At 60.2% G+C, this 16032-nt stretch carries 10 protein-coding genes; 2 read left to right on the forward strand and 8 right to left on the reverse strand.

Annotation, left to right across the window (positions count from 1 at the left end):
• Positions 1–38 precede the first annotated feature (38 nt).
• From B7L09_RS02460 to B7L09_RS02475, 4 genes are all read right to left on the reverse strand, one after another.
• Positions 39–1226: a pyridoxal phosphate-dependent aminotransferase gene (locus B7L09_RS02460; protein ID WP_094467572.1), complete on the reverse strand. Its 1188-nt coding sequence runs from the start codon at positions 1224–1226 to the stop codon at positions 39–41.
• 43 nt (positions 1227–1269) lie between these two features.
• Positions 1270–2895, reverse strand: coding sequence for a methyl-accepting chemotaxis protein (locus tag B7L09_RS02465; RefSeq protein ID WP_094467573.1), 1626 nt, complete (start codon positions 2893–2895; stop codon positions 1270–1272).
• A gap of 348 nt (positions 2896–3243) precedes the next feature.
• On the reverse strand, positions 3244–4386 hold the full coding sequence (locus B7L09_RS02470) for a glycerate kinase (protein ID WP_094467574.1): 1143 nt from the start codon (positions 4384–4386) through the stop codon (positions 3244–3246).
• 232 nt (positions 4387–4618) lie between these two features.
• Entirely contained in the window at positions 4619–5731 is a 1113-nt protein-coding gene (locus B7L09_RS02475) for a sugar diacid recognition domain-containing protein (protein ID WP_094467575.1), read from the reverse strand.
• A gap of 167 nt (positions 5732–5898) precedes the next feature.
• Between B7L09_RS02475 and B7L09_RS02480 the strand changes: the two genes are divergently transcribed.
• Complete coding sequence (locus B7L09_RS02480; protein ID WP_094467576.1) at positions 5899–7209, forward strand: MFS transporter; 1311 nt, start codon at positions 5899–5901, stop codon at positions 7207–7209.
• A gap of 341 nt (positions 7210–7550) precedes the next feature.
• Here the strand turns inward: B7L09_RS02480 and B7L09_RS02485 are convergent, their stop codons facing one another.
• From B7L09_RS02485 to B7L09_RS02500, 4 genes are all read right to left on the reverse strand, one after another.
• Positions 7551–7913 (reverse strand): DUF6124 family protein, encoded by a 363-nt coding sequence (locus tag B7L09_RS02485; protein WP_094467577.1) that lies wholly within the window; start codon positions 7911–7913, stop codon positions 7551–7553.
• Positions 7914–8344: 431 nt separating this feature from the next.
• Positions 8345–9709 (reverse strand): RCC1 domain-containing protein, encoded by a 1365-nt coding sequence (locus B7L09_RS02490; protein ID WP_094467578.1) that lies wholly within the window; start codon positions 9707–9709, stop codon positions 8345–8347.
• A gap of 561 nt (positions 9710–10270) precedes the next feature.
• Entirely contained in the window at positions 10271–13522 is a 3252-nt protein-coding gene (locus tag B7L09_RS02495) for a hypothetical protein (protein ID WP_094467579.1), read from the reverse strand.
• A 40-nt stretch (positions 13523–13562) separates the two neighbouring features.
• Entirely contained in the window at positions 13563–14909 is a 1347-nt protein-coding gene (locus B7L09_RS02500; protein WP_049870728.1) for a hypothetical protein, read from the reverse strand.
• Positions 14910–15119: 210 nt separating this feature from the next.
• On the opposite strand from B7L09_RS02500, the gene B7L09_RS02505 reads away from it, so the two are divergent.
• A complete protein-coding gene (locus tag B7L09_RS02505) occupies positions 15120–16019 on the forward strand; it encodes a LysR family transcriptional regulator (RefSeq protein ID WP_094467580.1) in 900 nt (299 codons plus the stop codon).
• Positions 16020–16032: the final 13 nt, after the last annotated feature.

The following is a 16032-nucleotide window of genomic DNA, read 5'->3' on the forward strand; positions in this document are numbered from 1 at the left end:
CNTGCCCGCTAAGATGCCGGCACTCACACACAAAACTGTCAGGCGCGGCGCGCTTCCAGAAGATCCGCCGCACACAAGGCAATCCGCCGACACGCATCCGCCAGTTTCACTTGATCCACCACCAACCCGATGCGGATATGCCCCGCCGCACTCGGCCCGAACGCCTCCCCGGCCAGTACCGAGACGCCATACCCTTCCAGCAAACGCTCGGCGAATCCCTGGGCGCACAACCCGGTCGGCCGTACATCCACCATCACAAACATCCCGCCGTCCGGCCGGATCGGGCGAATGCCCGGGCAACCACTCAACCGCGCGCACACCAGATCACGACGTTGGCGATATTCCTCGCGCATCAGCGCCACGTCCGGCAGGTCTTCATCCAGCGCTACTTGCGCGGCTTTCTGCACAAAATCCGGAATGCCGAACAGCATGCACAACGACAAATGCACCAGGTGTTCGGCCAACATTTTCGGGCCGATTGACCACCCCACGCGCCAGCCGCTCATGGCGTGGGACTTGGACAGGCTGTTGACCGTCGCGGTGCGTTCAGCCATGCCCGGCAGGCTCGCCGGACTGATGTGTTCGCCCTCGAACAACAGATCGCTGTAGACCTCGTCACTGATCAGCCACAGATCATGGCGCACGCACAATGCCGCCAGCGCTTGCCAGGTCTTCAAGGACAGGCTTGCACCCGACGGATTATTTGGACTGTTGAGCAACAGCACGCGGGTCTTCGGCGTAATCAGCGCCGCGACATCCGCCGGGTCAACGCGAAAGCCGTTCTCCGGCCGCACTGCCACCGGCACCACCTTGGCCGCGCAAGCGCCGAACACGCCTTCATAGGTCACGTACATCGGTTCGGCGACGATCACCTCATCGCCGGGATCGAGCAGGCATTGCGCGACCGAATACACCGCACACTGCGCACCCGGAAACACGATCACATGATCGGCGTCCACCGCCTGACCACTGCGCTGTCGATGGCGCCGCGCAATGCTGCTGCGCAATCCGCGACTGCCGCGCACCTCCGGGTAATGCGTGTCGCCGGCCCGCAAACTGTCGATGGCCGCCTGCACGATGGGCAGCGGCGTATCGAAATCAGGATCGCCGATCGACAGCAGCAGCACATCGACACCCTGTTCGCGCAGTTCCAGCGCTCGGTCATGAATCTGCCAGGCTGCCGCTCCATCGCCGGCGATTCGTTGCGTCAAGGCTGAATAGCGCATGTGTTTCTCCTGTCGCGCGCGGACTCCCAGTCTCAACCCTATCTCAAATCACGAAACGCGCCACCATCCCNTTCAAATCCACCGCCAGGCGCGACAGCTCATGGCTGGCCGCGCTGGTCTGGTTGGCGCCCGCCGCCGACTGAGTCGCCAGGTCGCGGATGTTCACCAGGTTGCGGTCCACTTCACGGGACACCTGCGCCTGCTCTTCCGACGCGCTGGCGATCACCAGGTTGCGCTCATTGATCAGGCTGATGGATTGGGTGATCTGCTCCAGGGCCACACCGGCGGCGCGGGCCATTTCCAGGGTGGCCTGGGTGCGCTGGTTGCTCTGCTGCATCGACTGCACCGCTTCACCGGTGCCGCTCTGGATACCGGCGACCATTTTTTCGATTTCCTGGGTCGATTGCGCGGTGCGATGAGCCAAGGCGCGGACTTCATCGGCCACCACCGCGAACCCACGGCCGGCTTCACCGGCGCGGGCCGCTTCAATCGCTGCGTTGAGCGCGAGCAGGTTGGTCTGTTCGGCAATTGCGCGTATCACGTCGAGGACCTTGCCAATGTCGCGGCCCTGAGTCGCCAGGCCTTCGATCATGACCGACGTGTTTTGTACATCCTGAGTCATGGTCTGGATCGCACCAACGGTTTCCACCACACGGTCACGCCCTTCACGCGCCGCCTGGTTGGATTGGCTGGAGGCTTCGGAGGTGGACACCGCGTTGCGCGCCACCTCTTCCACGGCAGCGGTCATTTCGTTGACCGCCGTGGCGGCCTGTTCGATTTCGTTGTTCTGCTGTTGCAGGCCNCGGGACGCTTCCTCGGTGACGGTGCTGAGTTCTTCTGCGGCAGCGCCCAGTTGCGTGGCGGAACCGGCGATCTGTTCGATGGTTTTGCGCAGGTTGTCTTGCATGACGGACAAGGCACCGAGCAAGCGCGCCGGTTCGTCCTTGCCGTCGATCTCGATGGCTTTGGTCAGGTTGCCACCGGCAATGGTTTCCGCCGCCTGCACCGCGCGATTGAGCGGCGTGACGATGCTGCGGGTCAGCAGCCAGGCCAGCAGCACGGTCAGGAGCGATGCCACCACCGACACCAGAATGATGCCGTTCACGGCGGTGTTGTAGTTTTCTTCAGCCAGCACGCCGGCCGCTTTGGCGCCATCCTGGTTGTACGCCACCAGCTTATTCAGCTGCTCGCCCATCAGGTCGGTGCCGTCCTTGATCCGCGTATTGATCAAGGTGCGCATCTCATCCACCTTGTTCTGGCGCGACAGGTCCATCATGTCGCGCTGAGCTTGCATGTAATTGTCCAGCGTCGCGCTGAAGACTTTATACAGCGCTGCTTCATCCGGGCCCGCCGGCAACTCGGCATAGCTGGCCTGGGCTTTGCGCGCCTTGTCGGTGAGCACTGCAATGCGAGTTTCAGCTTCCTGCAGACTGGCCGGCTCGCGGTTGACCAGAATGCGGAACGACAAGATGCGCATGCGCAGAATGTTTTCAGTGACATTGCCCAAAAAGCCGACGCTGGGCAGTTGGGTACTGGCCATGTCGATCGAGGACTGGCGGATGATCGACATGCGATTCACCGCAAACACACCCAGCACGATGACGAGCAAGGCAATGAAGGCAAACCCCAGGAAGGCTCGAGGTGCGATATTCAGATTACGCAGGGACATAGGACGATACTCGGGTGATTGAGTCGGCGAGCGTCCTTGCGGTGATGGCTGAGTGGCGGGCGTGAGGCGCACGGGTCAGCGTGGCGCCACTGTTGTAATAGGTTTGTGTGCGCCTATTGGGTGTATCGGCTGGGGATGAGGATTTTCGCGGGGATTCGAGAAAAATATTTTTATTGAAGTAGCAGGTGTTTCAACATTGAAACACCAATCCCCGTAGCAGCTGTCGAGCCTGCGAGGCTGCGTCCGGATGCGGCCCAACTCGAACGCAGCCTCGCAGGCTCNCCGGATGCGGCCCAACTCGAACGCAGCCTCGCAGGCTCGACAGCTGCTACAGGAATGGATTGATCTTCAGTATTTGCGAGCGGCCATTCGCCAGACCCGCGCAATATCACTGGCCCGATCACGCAACAACCGCGGTGCCTCGGTACAGGCCTGCTCAAGCGTCATCGGTCCGCTGGCCAAGGCAAACGCGGCATCGATGCCATGTTCATACAGATCCTGATAACCCTCGCCCAAGGTCCCCGCGATCACAATCACCGGAACGCCCTGCTCCCGGGCAATGCGCGCCACGCCGAACGGCGTCTTGCCGCGCAAGGTCTGTGCATCGAAACGCCCTTCGCCAGTGATGACCAGGTCGGCGCCTTTCACGGCTTCAGCCAGCCCGACCAACTCGGCGACGACGTCCACGCCGGCCTTGAATTGCGCCTCCAGAAAAGCCTTCGCCGCGAACCCCAAACCGCCCGCAGCGCCGCTGCCCGGTTCATCCTTGACGTCTTTGCCCAAGGCCTTGGCGCACAGCTCGGCGAAGTGCCCGAGAGCAGCGTCCAATTGCCGGACTTGCTCGGGCGATGCCCCTTTCTGCGGTCCAAAAATCGCGGAAGCGCCGTGCGGACCGCACAGGGGGTTGTTGACGTCGGCCGCGATGTCGAAGCGCACGTCGGCCAGGCGCGGATCGATTGCACTCAGATCGATGTAAGCCAGTTGCGCCAACGCGAGACCACCCGGGGCCAGCGCTTGCCCTTGTGCGTCCAGCAACTTCACACCCAGCGCCTGCATCGCCCCGGCACCGCCATCGTTGGTGGCGCTGCCGCCGATGGCGAGGATCACCCGTTGCGCCCCGGCATCCAGCGCGGCACGGATCAGTTCACCGGTGCCAAACGTGCTGCTGACGCACGCATCGCGTTGCCCCGGCGGCACCAGTTGCAGGCCACTGGCTTCGGCCATTTCGATGATCGCGGTGTGGGTGTGCGGCAACCAGCCCCAGGCCGCATCGACGGTGATGCCGAGCGGTCCGCGAACAGGCGTCCTGCGCAATTGACCCTCGCACGCCGCCAGAATCGATTCGACCGTGCCTTCGCCGCCGTCGGCCATCGGGCATTTGACCAGTTGCGCATCAGGCCAGACCTGCGCCAGACCGAGGGCGATGGCGTCGGCCACACCTTGGGCACTCAGGCTGTCCTTGAATGAATCGGGGGCGATGACGATTTTCATGCGAATTCTCCAGTTCCAATGCGTTCCATGCTGCCAGCAGCCCTGCACAATAACGCCGGTCCGCTGCACAAGCGGGGGTGGCGTTTATTGTTCATTTCTACAAAACCTCCCGACCTGCACACTTGTTGTAGCAGCTGACGTTGTGGCGAGGGGGCTTGCCCCCTCGCAGCTGACGTTGTGGCGAGGGGGCTTGCCCCCTCGCCACAACGTCAGCTGCTACGGGATAGGGGCTTCAGTCGGTTTGCGGGAGGAGTTGGACGCCAAGATACAGCGCGAGCATGCCGTCCAGTTTCAGCGGATCAACCCCGCTCAACTCGGCAATCCGTTCCATTCGATAGCGCAAACTGTTGCGATGAATCCCCAGCGCATCCGCACATGCCTGACTCTGCCCGTCGTGCTCGCACCAGCTGCGTAAAGTCGCCAGCAGTTGGCCGTTGCCGTCCTTGGCGATGACTTTGCGCAGTGGCTTGAGCAGCTCATCCAGCGCGTCATCGTTGCGATGTCGCCACAGCATCACCGGCAGCCGATAACGGTGGAGCGTCAGCAAACGCGAACGCGGCAACACATCGCGCCCATACGCCAGCAAGTCGCCGACCCGTCGATAACAACGTCGCAGCCCGGACAACCCATCCGCCTGCCCACCCACGGCAATGCGCAAAATGTTCCAGCCCAGGCCGTCGAGTTTTTCCAGCAGCCGTTCATTCTCGATCACCTGACTCGCCGGCCGGCACCACAGCAACGAAGACTTCGCCGAGCTTACGCACCAACTGTCCGGGTAGCGCGAGGTCAGCCAGGCACTGAGCGCATCCACTGTCTGCCCGGGGCCGTGTTCCATGCCCAACTCGAACAGATAAGGCACCCGCGTCATTTGCGGTTTCAGACCCAATTGCTGCGCTTCATCCAGCAAGCGCGGCGAATCCCCCGCCTCACTCAGCAGCAATGCCAGCAGATCATCGCAACGCTGACGCCGCCATTGCTGCTCAGCCTGCTGATTACGCTGGCCCACCAACATCTCGGCGGTCATCCGCACCAGCTCGGCATAGGTGCGCAGTTGCTCGGGTTCACCGGTAATCCCCAGCACACCGATCAAGCGCTGATCGAGCAGTAACGGCAAGTTGATCCCCGGCTGCACGCCTTTGAGGTGTTTGGCGGTCTGGCCGTCGATTTCCACCACCCGACCGTTGGCCAGCACCAACTGCGCGCCTTCATGACGCGTGTTGATGCGCTCCGGCTCACCGCTGCCGAGGATCAAGCCCTGGCTGTCCATGACGTTGACGTTGTAGGGCAGGATGGCCATGGTGCGATTGACGATATCCTGGGCCAGGTCGTGATCGAGTTCGAACATATCGGGATCCTTGAAAGCGTGATGGGACGGGGTTGTTCACCCGCACAGGGCTGGGTTGCAAACCCTGTGCTCAAGCACAAAGACAGCCACCCCGAGGGTGGCCGAGACTCTCTGGGCGATCAACGTTACCCTCGCATCGCAAAAAATCATAATAAAGAGAGACTGCCATGTCACAGAGCGCCGCTGCCACACTGGCCACCGATGACGATAAAAACGCCATCTACAAACGCATTACCCTGCGTTTGATCCCCTTCATCTTCATCTGCTACCTGTTCAACTACCTCGACCGGGTCAACGTTGGATTCGCCAAACTGCAGATGCTCGACGCGCTGAAATTCAGCGAAACCGTGTACGGCCTCGGTGCCGGGATCTTCTTTATCGGCTACGTGCTGTGCGGCGTGCCGAGTAACCTGGCGCTGACCAAGTTCGGCCCGCGCCGCTGGATCGCGTTGATGATGATCGTGTGGGGCACCTTGTCCACCTGCCTGCTGTTCGTCACGACGCCGACGCATTTCTATGGGCTGCGCCTGTTGACCGGCGCCGCTGAAGCCGGCTTTTTCCCTGGCGTGGTGCTGTACCTCTCGCAGTGGTTCCCGACCTTTCGCCGCGGGAGGATCATGGCATTGTTCATGTCGGCGATTCCGGTGTCCGGCTTGCTCGGCAGCCCGTTCTCCGGCTGGATCCTCAACCACTTTGCTGCAGGCCAGGGTGGCCTGGCGGGCTGGCAGTGGATGTTCCTGCTGCAAGGCATCCCGACCGTAATACTTGGCGCACTCGCTTACTTCCTGCTCAGCGACAGCTTTGCCAATGCCCAGTGGCTCACGCCCCACGAGCGTGCAGTGCTGGAAGCCGATCACGCCGAGGACTTGGCCAACAAACCGAGAACCTCCACCGATTCGCTCGGCGCAGTGTTCAAGAACCCGGCCATCTGGGCGTTCGGCCTGATCTACTTCTGCATCCAGAGCGGTGTGTATGCGATCAACTTCTGGCTGCCGTCGATCATCAAGAACCTGGGTTTCAGCGATAACCTGGTGATTGGCTGGCTGAGTGCGATTCCGTATCTGCTGGCCGCCGTGTTCATGCTGCTGGTGGGCCGCTCCGCCGACTTGCGCAAGGAGCGTCGCTGGCATTTGGTGGTGCCGATGTTGATGGGCGCCATCGGCCTGCTGATCGCGGTGAATTTCGCCACTACCCCGGCGATTGCGATTCTCGGCCTGACCATCGCCACCATGGGCGCCCTCACCGGCCTGCCGATGTTCTGGCCGGTGCCAACCGCCCTGCTCAGCGCGGGCGCGGCGGCAGGCGGTTTGGCGCTGATCAACTCCATGGGCCAGATGGCTGGCTTCCTGAGCCCGTACCTGGTGGGTTGGGTCAAGGACAGCACCGGCTCGACCGATGCGGCGCTGTATCTGCTGGCGGGCGTGATTGTGTGCGGGAGCATGTTGGCCCTGCGCATGACGCGGACGTTACGGGTGTAAGGCATCACCGAACGAACGAGTTCTCCAACAAAAAACGGCCCTTTCGGGCCGTTTCTTATGTCTCCTGTGCAGACACACTACTATTGTGGTCAGTCCGGCTTTTGTGGNAGAAAGGGTCAGAGCGGATGCCTTGGCCCAAATCAAACCAGACAGTCGCTGAAACCCTGTGGCGAAGGGGCTTGCCACCCGTTGGGTTGCGATGCGACCCCAAAACCATTCACCGCAGTTTTGTCAGTTAAACCGTGTATACCGGTTTTACGACTGCTGCGCAGCCGAACGGGGCGGTGCGGCGGTCCGACAATCCCCCTCGCCACAGGTATGTGCTCTCTACGGGATCTGCTTTAGCCCTGCGGGCCGATGTTATCCAGCACCCGGTTCGCCGTGATCTCCGCCATCATGATGCTGTTCGAAATACCCAAAAGCGCATAACGCGACTCCCCCTCCAGATGATCCACCAACTGATGAACCATCACATCGACCGAGGCCAGCGTCTCGACCAGATACACCGCCAGGGTTTCGGTCGTGGCCTCGGAATCTACGGAAAACAAAGTGCTGCGCGTTCGGGGGGTGGCTTTGATGTCGGCATTGGATGGGAAGTGAAAGTCGAGCGCGCGCTCGGCGGCTTCGTCGAGCTTTTTTGAATCGGTGGATTCATAGGGGGAAACGTCGTCCGTTTCTGGTGGGTTTGGTGTTGGTTTGAACATAGATGAAACTCCTCGTGCTACCAAAAAAGGAGCCATCACCCTCGCTACCAAACGAAGGTGGTGGCCATACGCAGGTTGGTAGACCGGGCACAAGGAAACCGGCGCGTCCGAAAACGCCCTGTGCATGACCACCATAAAACTGAGACGAAAAGCCGCCTCAATTGATGGTGCGTTGCACCCTTGTGAAAAACCGGGCTACCAAACCCGATCGCTGTTGTTCAGCGACCGGGAAACGATAAAACCCAGGCCCAAGGCGCACAAGCCGGCGGATTCTGGCGCAGCCGTAGGCAACGGCGCAAGGTTGTGTAGCCTGAGAGAGTGTCTGGAGATGTCTGTTAAACGTCGCTGTTTAACTGACAAATAAATACGTCCCCTTTTCCTTTCTATAATTCACTGGTGCTGCCGTGTGTTTAATATGTCAACCTTGTGCGCTACAACGTAAAAGAAAACGTATCCACAAGAGCGCTCCCCCAAGTCACCACGCGGCCGTCCGAGGTCAGCGCCGTGAACGCGGTACTATTGGCGTAAATGGCTCGTACATCGGTCAACCGGCTTTCCACCGCAGATGTATCGCCCCCCAAGCTTTTATTCCCCCAGGCCACAACGCTGCCATCCTTGCACAGGGCTGCAAAGGCTGCCGACGAGCCAACCACCTGAACAATGTCGCGCCGTTGTGCAATATCGGCAGGTATTTCGCCACCAGCTGAGCCATCTCCCCAAGCGACAACCTGACCGTTGGTGCAAAGAGCAGCAAATGCGGAAAAGGTGCAGCAGACTACTTCAATATCAGTCCGGGCCTCTATTTCTGGGTTGCCGATGGTGCCACCCCCCATTTGGTGCCCCCAGGCCACAACCTGGCCGGTGGAACGCGTTGCAGCAAAGGCGAACTGATTGGCGCAGCACAGTTCGTTGACATCGGTCAGTGAGGCGATGGGTGCCGGCAGGGTTCCCCCGGTACTCCGGCCCCAGGCGACGAGACTGCCCTTTGCGCGCAATGCGGCAAAAGCATATTGGGTGCCGAGGAAGGTTTTGAAGTCGGAAAGCATCGCGATCTCGGGCGGCAGCGTTCCACCGGTGTCAGGTTTGCCCCAAGCCACCAAATGCCCGGTTTCCCGTCGTGCGACAAATACACCGTCACTGCCCACGCACTGCACAATGTCCCTCAGCGCGCCGATGGACTCGGGCACTTCGCTACCCTGTCCCCAGGCCACCACTTGCCCGGTGTTTTTTATACCGGCGAAAGCGCTTTTGCCACCGCTGACCTCAACAAAATCCGAAGAACTGATACCGCCCATATTCCCGCCAGCGCCCGCGTCGCCCCAAACCGCCACCGTTCCATCGGCTCGAAGGGCGGCAAAAGCGCTGGAAGTGGCGCTGACAGCAGTGATGTCATTCGGGGGCGCAGTGTCCGCAGGGATCGCTGCACCCAAATCCGGATGCCCCCAGCCGACGAGGCCCCCGTCATCAGTACGCGCGACGAAGGCGCCCCAACTGCCAATAATGTTCGCCGAATTCAGGATGACCTGATCGTCGCCGACGCGAACATGCAGTGCCTGTTGCTGGGTATCGCGCCAGGTGTGGGCCGTTGTCCAGTCGTTGTCAGTCGCGTACTTCCACTGCGCAACGACTGGCTCCCCGGTAAGGGTATCAAAGGCGCGCAGTAGACGTGACGTACCGGACAGCCCAAACAGGTGGGGATTTGAGCGCGCGCCCATGACTTTCAGGCGACCTGAGCCTATCACGGCTTTTTCGGATGCTTCTGACGTTGAAGTGGTGCGGTCGGATTGAACAGACATGATGATGACTCCTGTCGAGGGTATGAGTGACGGAGTCAATTAAGGCGTAAGACGATGGTATTGGCTACTGTCAGAAATAACAGGTAACCGGAGGTGGCTGACAAGCGGTAGGCGTTGTGAGGAGACCGGCGCGCCCGAGGACGCCCTGTGCATGACCACCATAAAACAGAGACGAACAAACGCCGTAAATGGTGATGCTTAGCACCTCACATGAAACCCGGGGCTACCAAACCCCCATCGCTGTTTTTCAGCGACGGGGAAACGATAAAACCCAGGCCGAAGGCGCACAAGCCGGCGGATTCTGGCGCAGTCGTAGGTAACGGCGCAAGGATGTGTAGCCTGAGAGAGTGTCTGGAGATGTCTATTAAACATCGCTGTTTAAATCTCGCCCGGACTGAGGTCGCAGAGTTGCCCTGCAACATAGAATCTCCCCCATTTAGAGCCATGCAAATATGCAGGAAGAACCTGCATATATCCCGAATAGATGAGTCTCCTTTTCTCCCCTTTTCCTTTCTATAATTCACTGGTGCTGCCGTGTGTTTAATATGTCAACCTTGTGCGCTACAACGTAAAAGAAAACGTATCCACAAAACAATATTCTTTACGGAAAATCAGCTCAATTCGCTTAATCCCGGAAAACGTAAAAGTGCTCTTTTTAACCGATTGAGAGGACTCTAAAGCTTCCTCGCCCAAAACCTCACCTCCTACCCCATAGATAACGGCAGTACATTGCGCCACCCAGTGCCAAAAGCTGACTTGAGAAACTGGAGCTTTGAGTTCCAGTCTGACTCTTGCATTTAGACCTTGTATACATTGCCCTTCCAACTTCCCTGGGAGTGAATCGTTGGGAAATCGTTCAATCAATGCATAGCTGTCAGCTTGCACAACGCTGAGAAAAATTGCAGGCGTTTCTAAAGGAGTTCCATTTATAGGGATGAAGTCAGAGGCCAGGCTTTGAAAGTCCTCAAAGTCAATAAATGGTTTAATTTCAAATGTTCGTGCAGCTGACGTTGGCTCACTTCCGTACAACGCCTTCGCGGTAAAACTGTGCGGCCCCAAGGCCAGGCCGGTGTCGGTCAAGGTCCAGATTCCCGTCGTCGTATCGGCGGTGGATTGACCCTTCGGTGTAATACCGTCGAGTACCTGGACCTTCTGGCCTTTGCTGGCCGTGCCGGTCAGCGTCACACTGGTCTCGAACGTTGTACCGCCATTGTGGATTTCGACCCTGCTTGTCGAGCCTTTGACCGAGGAAAGAGTCGGTGCAATCAGTGCCGTCACGGTCAAGGTGCGTGCCCAGGAGCTTTGACCCGAACCGTACAACGCCTTGGCGGTAAAACTGTGAGCCGCCACACTCAACCCGGACACCAGCAACGTCCAGATCCCCGTGACCAGATCCGCGGTCGCTTGACCTTTGGAAACGGCGCCATCGAACACTTCGACTTTCTGACCTTTGCTGGCCGTGCCGGTGAACGTCACGGCGGTTTCAGGAGTCACGCCGCCGTGGGGGATTTCGACCCCACTCGGGGAGCCTTTCGCCGCACTGATGGTCGGTACGATCACCGCCGTCACGGTCAAGGTGCGTGGCGCAGCGGACTCTTCGCCTTCGCCATACAGCGCCAGCGCCTTGAGGCTGTAAGCCTTGACGGTCAATGCACTTACCACCTGAGTCCAGATGCCGCTGCCATTGGCGGTAGGTTCCCCCAGTGAAGTAGTGCCATCGAGCAAGCGGACTTTCTGATTGGGACTGGCCTTGCCAGTGACGGTCACCGACCGGTCAAAGGTGGTGCCACCCTGGGCGACCGGGCCTTTGGAATCGGTGACCAAGTCAATGGCCGGTTTGAGCGCCGCCGCCACGGTAAACGTGAACGGTGGAGCGGACTCTTCGCCTTCGCCATACAGCGCCAGCGCCTTGAGGCTGTAAGCCTTGACGGTCAATGCACTTACCACCTGAGTCCATATGCCGCTGCCATTGGCGGTAGGTTCCCCCAGTGAAGTAGTGCCATCGAGCAAGCGCACTTTCTGATTGGGACTGGCCTTGCCAGTGACGGTTACTGATCGGTCAAAGGTGATGCCACCCTGGGCGACCGGGCCTTTGGAATCGGTGACCAAGTCAATGGCCGGTTTGAGCGCCGCCGCCACGGTAAACGTGAACGGTGGAGCGGACTCTTCGCCTTCGCCATACAGCGCCAGTGCCTTGAGGCTGTAAGCCTTGACGGTCAATGCACTTACCACCTGAGTCCATATGCCGCTGCCATTGGCGGTAGGTTCCCCCAGTGAAGTAGTGCCATCGAGCAAGCGCACTTTCTGATTGGGACTGGCCTTGCCAGTGACGGTTACTGATCGGTTCACGCCGCCGTGGGGGATTTCGACCCCACTCGGGGAGCCTTTCGCCGCACTGATGGTCGGTACGATCACCGCCGTCACGGTCAAGGTGCGTGGCGCGGAGCTCTGACCCGAACCGTACAACGCCTTGGCGGTAAAACTGTGAGCCGCCACACTCAACCCGGACACCAGCAACGTCCAGACCCCCGTGATCAGATCCGCGGTCGCCTGTCCTTTGGAAACGGCGCCATCGAGCACATCGACTTGCTGGCCTTTGCTGGCCGTGCCGGTCAGCGTGATGCTGGTATCAACCGTGGGCTCGCCTTCGGCAATCTCATCCCCGTTGGAGTTGGTTGCAGCGATGATCGCAGGTTTCACATCTGCCACGGCCTTAATCGTATAAGTACGCAGCGGAAACGACACCGTTGTGGCCTCATTGGCCACCTTGTCGAAGCTCACTTTGAAAGCGATCGTAACCTCACTTCCATCCTTGAGTGTTTTCAACCACTCAATTGAGGCCCGGGTGACCAGACCGTCGAGGGTAATCCAAGTTTCGTTGGTTTGCGAGAGAGGCGGCTGCCAAAATGTCTGGGCGTAGGGACTGTCGTCATTGTTGGTGCCTTGCACCCGCAACCAGACGAACTGTTTCAGCGCAATGAACGGCCAGGCGTTAACCTGGATCACCGCGTTGTCGGTCAGCTGGCTGACGTCGAATTCGGCCCCTTCACCGTTGTCCGCGGCCTGGAGGATCAATGGTTTGTCGAGCACGTTTTCCGGCAGTGGCAGCACCGATAACGTCAGGGTGTCCGAGGGCATGGGGCTGCTGCTGCCGCGAGTTACCTTGTAGTTCACCGTTACCGCTTTGCCGAGGCTGAAGGCGACCACCTTAGGCTCCAACGGTATCTCCTGCGGCCCGAGCGTGGTCACAGGCCACGGTGCGGTGGTATGCGAACCCTCGGGCAGCGTGCCGTCGGCACCGGTCCAGATTGCAGTGATCTGGTCGCCGACCAGCATTCCGTCGTAGTTGACGACGGCGGTCAGATGGGTCTGGGCATTCAACGGATCAAGGCGGGTGCCGCCGTCCGCTTCTTTCACGGCCGGGGGTAACAGTTGGCCAATCGCCTGGCCAACCCCAAATTCCAGCACATTCGAATAACTCGTCTCGCTCGTCGCCGCCCGCCAGATCCGGTAACTCACCGTCACCTTCTTGCCGCGGTTCGGCTCGATGTGTTCGGCGACAAACGTGGCGTTGAGGGTGAAATTCACATCCTTGTCTTTGGACAGCCCGTTGAGGGTGACGGAGTCTTCCGTGGTACCCGTGACTTCACCCGTCCAGGTGTAGGTCACGATGTCACCGGATTGGGTCGGTTTGACGGTCGGCCTTGGCGCGGTCAGTTTGCCGATGCCGCCGGGCAGGTCCCCGGGCTCCAGCGCTCCGTCCTGTTCACCGAGGACGATGGGTTTGACCAGTTCGAGTTGCGGCTCGCCCACCTGCAGCAGCGCCGCATGCAGCGATTCGCGGCGGATGACTTCACCGTTCGGGCCTTCGCGGAGCAGGTAGTACGTAGCTGCCGGTATCCGGGCGGGTGGCGGCCCAGATGAGGTCGGCGGCCATGCCCTGCTGCATGATCGGATCGAACGGAATCCGCACGCGAGGGTGAGGCAGGTCCGGATCAATCGCGCCGTTTTGTTCATCTTCGGCCTTGGGCGCGGCCAGGTGTTTCGGTTCGCCGATGAAGGTGACAAATTGCCCCTTGGACGGCAGGGGGTCGGTCACGCCCGGGCGCTCTACGCGATAGGAAAAGGTCACCTGGGTTTTGGCCAGTTGGCGCACGTCGGCGTTGGACAGGATGACTTTGTAAGTATGCGGCAGGTTGTCGACCGTCTGGGCCGGCGCGATGACTTCCACGGCCTCGTTGTCCACGGTGGTGCCGCGCATCTTCAGGATGATGCGGTCGTCCTGCTCGAACGCCGGCGCTTTGGCCCAGACCTCGCCCGTGATGTCATCTTCGCCCAGCGCATCGAGGTCGAGAACGTTGTTCACGGCCTCCTGGACGACCGGTGCGTCCAGAAAATCGACGCCGGTCATGACCACCAGCCGCGTGGCCTTGCACCAGTCTTCCGAAAAATTGTGCACCACATCGCGCACGCGGAAGGTGACCGCCAGCCCGGAGATGTCGGTGTCGCCCGCGGCCAGGATGGTGGCTTCGTCGACGTGGATCACGATCGGGTGAGTGGCCGGGTCGCTGATCTGCTCGGCAGTCAGCGGCGCGGATTCCACGAGCACACCGCCCCAGCTCAGCACGATGACATCGCCCACCGCCGCATCCGGATAAGGCTCGCCGGTCCCGGACTCGGCCCGAACGATGATGTCCACCCCGGCCGCGGCGATCTCCTTGTCGACGATGTTCTCGACGATGGCCGGATCGATGAACAGGTACAGGTTCGAGTGGCTGCCTGGGGTGTCGTCCGTGTCCTGGCCCGCAGGAATCTCCAGCTTGGCGTAGAGCTTGAGTGCCGGCGTAAACGTCTCGGCGCCCTGATTGAAACGCGTCACCCGGTAAGCCAGCGTGTGCGTCCCGGTCAGCCAATGCCTGGGTTCGACCCACAAGGTCACCCGCTGACCGACTTCGGCGTCGTCGGTGATAATGTGCTGATTGACCACCTGGCCGTTGAACAGCAGCTCGACCTTGTCGCCTTTGCCCATGCTTGACCAGGCCGGGACGTAGACCTTGAGCCCGTTGATGGGGAAGTTGTCCAGGGCGGCGGCACGGTTGATTGCCCAGACGTCAGTGGAAGAGTCCAGTAGACGGGCACCGGGGATTTCTGGTTCACGCAGCAGCCTGGAAACGGGGTGACGGACGGGTTGCACGAGCATGGGGAGACTCCTGTCGAGGGGGGCTGGGCGACGGAGTTATTGAAGATGGCTGGAGTTATCAAATAGCGGAATGGTAATGGCGGCTACTGTCAGATCTGACAGTGGCGATGAGTGGTCATGAGGGTTTATGTGCGTTGATTTCATGCGTTGGATTTGGCAATCAATCAAAATCCACGTTAAAAACGCCAGATATTTAAAGGATTTTTACCCATGAGCTCGATCCTCGACCTGGAGATCTTCGTTCGCACCGCCGACTCCGGCAGCATTTCCGCCGCCGCCCGCACTTTGGAACTCACTCCCGCCGCCGCCAGCATCGCCCTCAAACGCCTGGAAACCCGCCTCGGCATCCGCCTGCTCGCCCGNTCNACCCGCAGCATGCGCCTGACCGAGGAAGGCCGGCGTTATCTGCAAAGTGTGCGTCTGGCCCTGGCTGCGCTGGCGGAAGGTGAACAAGCGCTCAAGCATCAAACCCAAGGCTTGAGCGGCGTATTGCAACTGGCCGCACCGTCAGACTTCGGGCGCAATGTGTTGCTGCCGTGGCTGGACGATTTCAAGCGCCAGCACCCGAATGTCCAGCTGCAACTGCTGCTCAATGACCGCCACTCAGACCTCTTTCGCGAAACCGTCGACGTGGCGTTGCGTTTCGGGGTGCCCAGCGATTCGACGTTGGTGGCGTTGCCGATTCTGTCGGGGCATCGTCGTGTGGCCTGCGCCGGTCCCGACTACCTCGCCCGCCACGGTACGCCGAAAACGCCGACTGACCTCAGCGAACACAGCGCCCTGCTCTACTTGCGCAACGGCCGGCCTTATAACAGTTGGCGTTTCAGTCGTCAGGATGAAGTGTTGGAGGTTGAGGTGCGCGGCGACTATCTCACCGATGACGGCGAAGTGGCCCGCCGCTGGGCGTTGGCCGGGCATGGCATTGCTTACAAAGCCTGGCTGGACATCGCCGCCGATGTGAAGGCCGGGCGGTTGGTGACGCTGTTTGATGACTGGCAAGGCGAAAGTGTGCCGTTCAATTTGCTGTGTCCGCATCGGGTGCAGGTCTCGGAGCGGGTCAAGGTGTTGCAGGCGTTTCTGCAAGAACGTTGTCATGCACTTTGCCGATAAATTCAGTTTTCTG

This window comes from Pseudomonas mandelii (assembly GCF_002251635.1).
Taxonomy (GTDB): Bacteria; Pseudomonadota; Gammaproteobacteria; order Pseudomonadales; family Pseudomonadaceae; genus Aquipseudomonas; species Aquipseudomonas mandelii_B.

Excerpts from the sequence above, each read along its gene's own strand:
- B7L09_RS02500 (WP_049870728.1), bottom strand. The coding sequence starts at position 14,909 with ATGCTCGTGCAACCCGTCCGTCACCCCGTTTCCAGGCTGCTGCGTGAA.
- B7L09_RS02480 (WP_094467576.1), top strand. The coding sequence starts at position 5,899 with ATGTCACAGAGCGCCGCTGCCACACTGGCCACCGATGACGATAAAAAC.
- B7L09_RS02460 (WP_094467572.1), bottom strand. The coding sequence starts at position 1,226 with ATGCGCTATTCAGCCTTGACGCAACGAATCGCCGGCGATGGAGCGGCA.
- B7L09_RS02485 (WP_094467577.1), bottom strand. The coding sequence starts at position 7,913 with ATGTTCAAACCAACACCAAACCCACCAGAAACGGACGACGTTTCCCCC.
- B7L09_RS02490 (WP_094467578.1), bottom strand. The coding sequence starts at position 9,709 with ATGTCTGTTCAATCCGACCGCACCACTTCAACGTCAGAAGCATCCGAA.
- B7L09_RS02470 (WP_094467574.1), bottom strand. The coding sequence starts at position 4,386 with ATGAAAATCGTCATCGCCCCCGATTCATTCAAGGACAGCCTGAGTGCC.
- B7L09_RS02475 (WP_094467575.1), bottom strand. The coding sequence starts at position 5,731 with ATGTTCGAACTCGATCACGACCTGGCCCAGGATATCGTCAATCGCACC.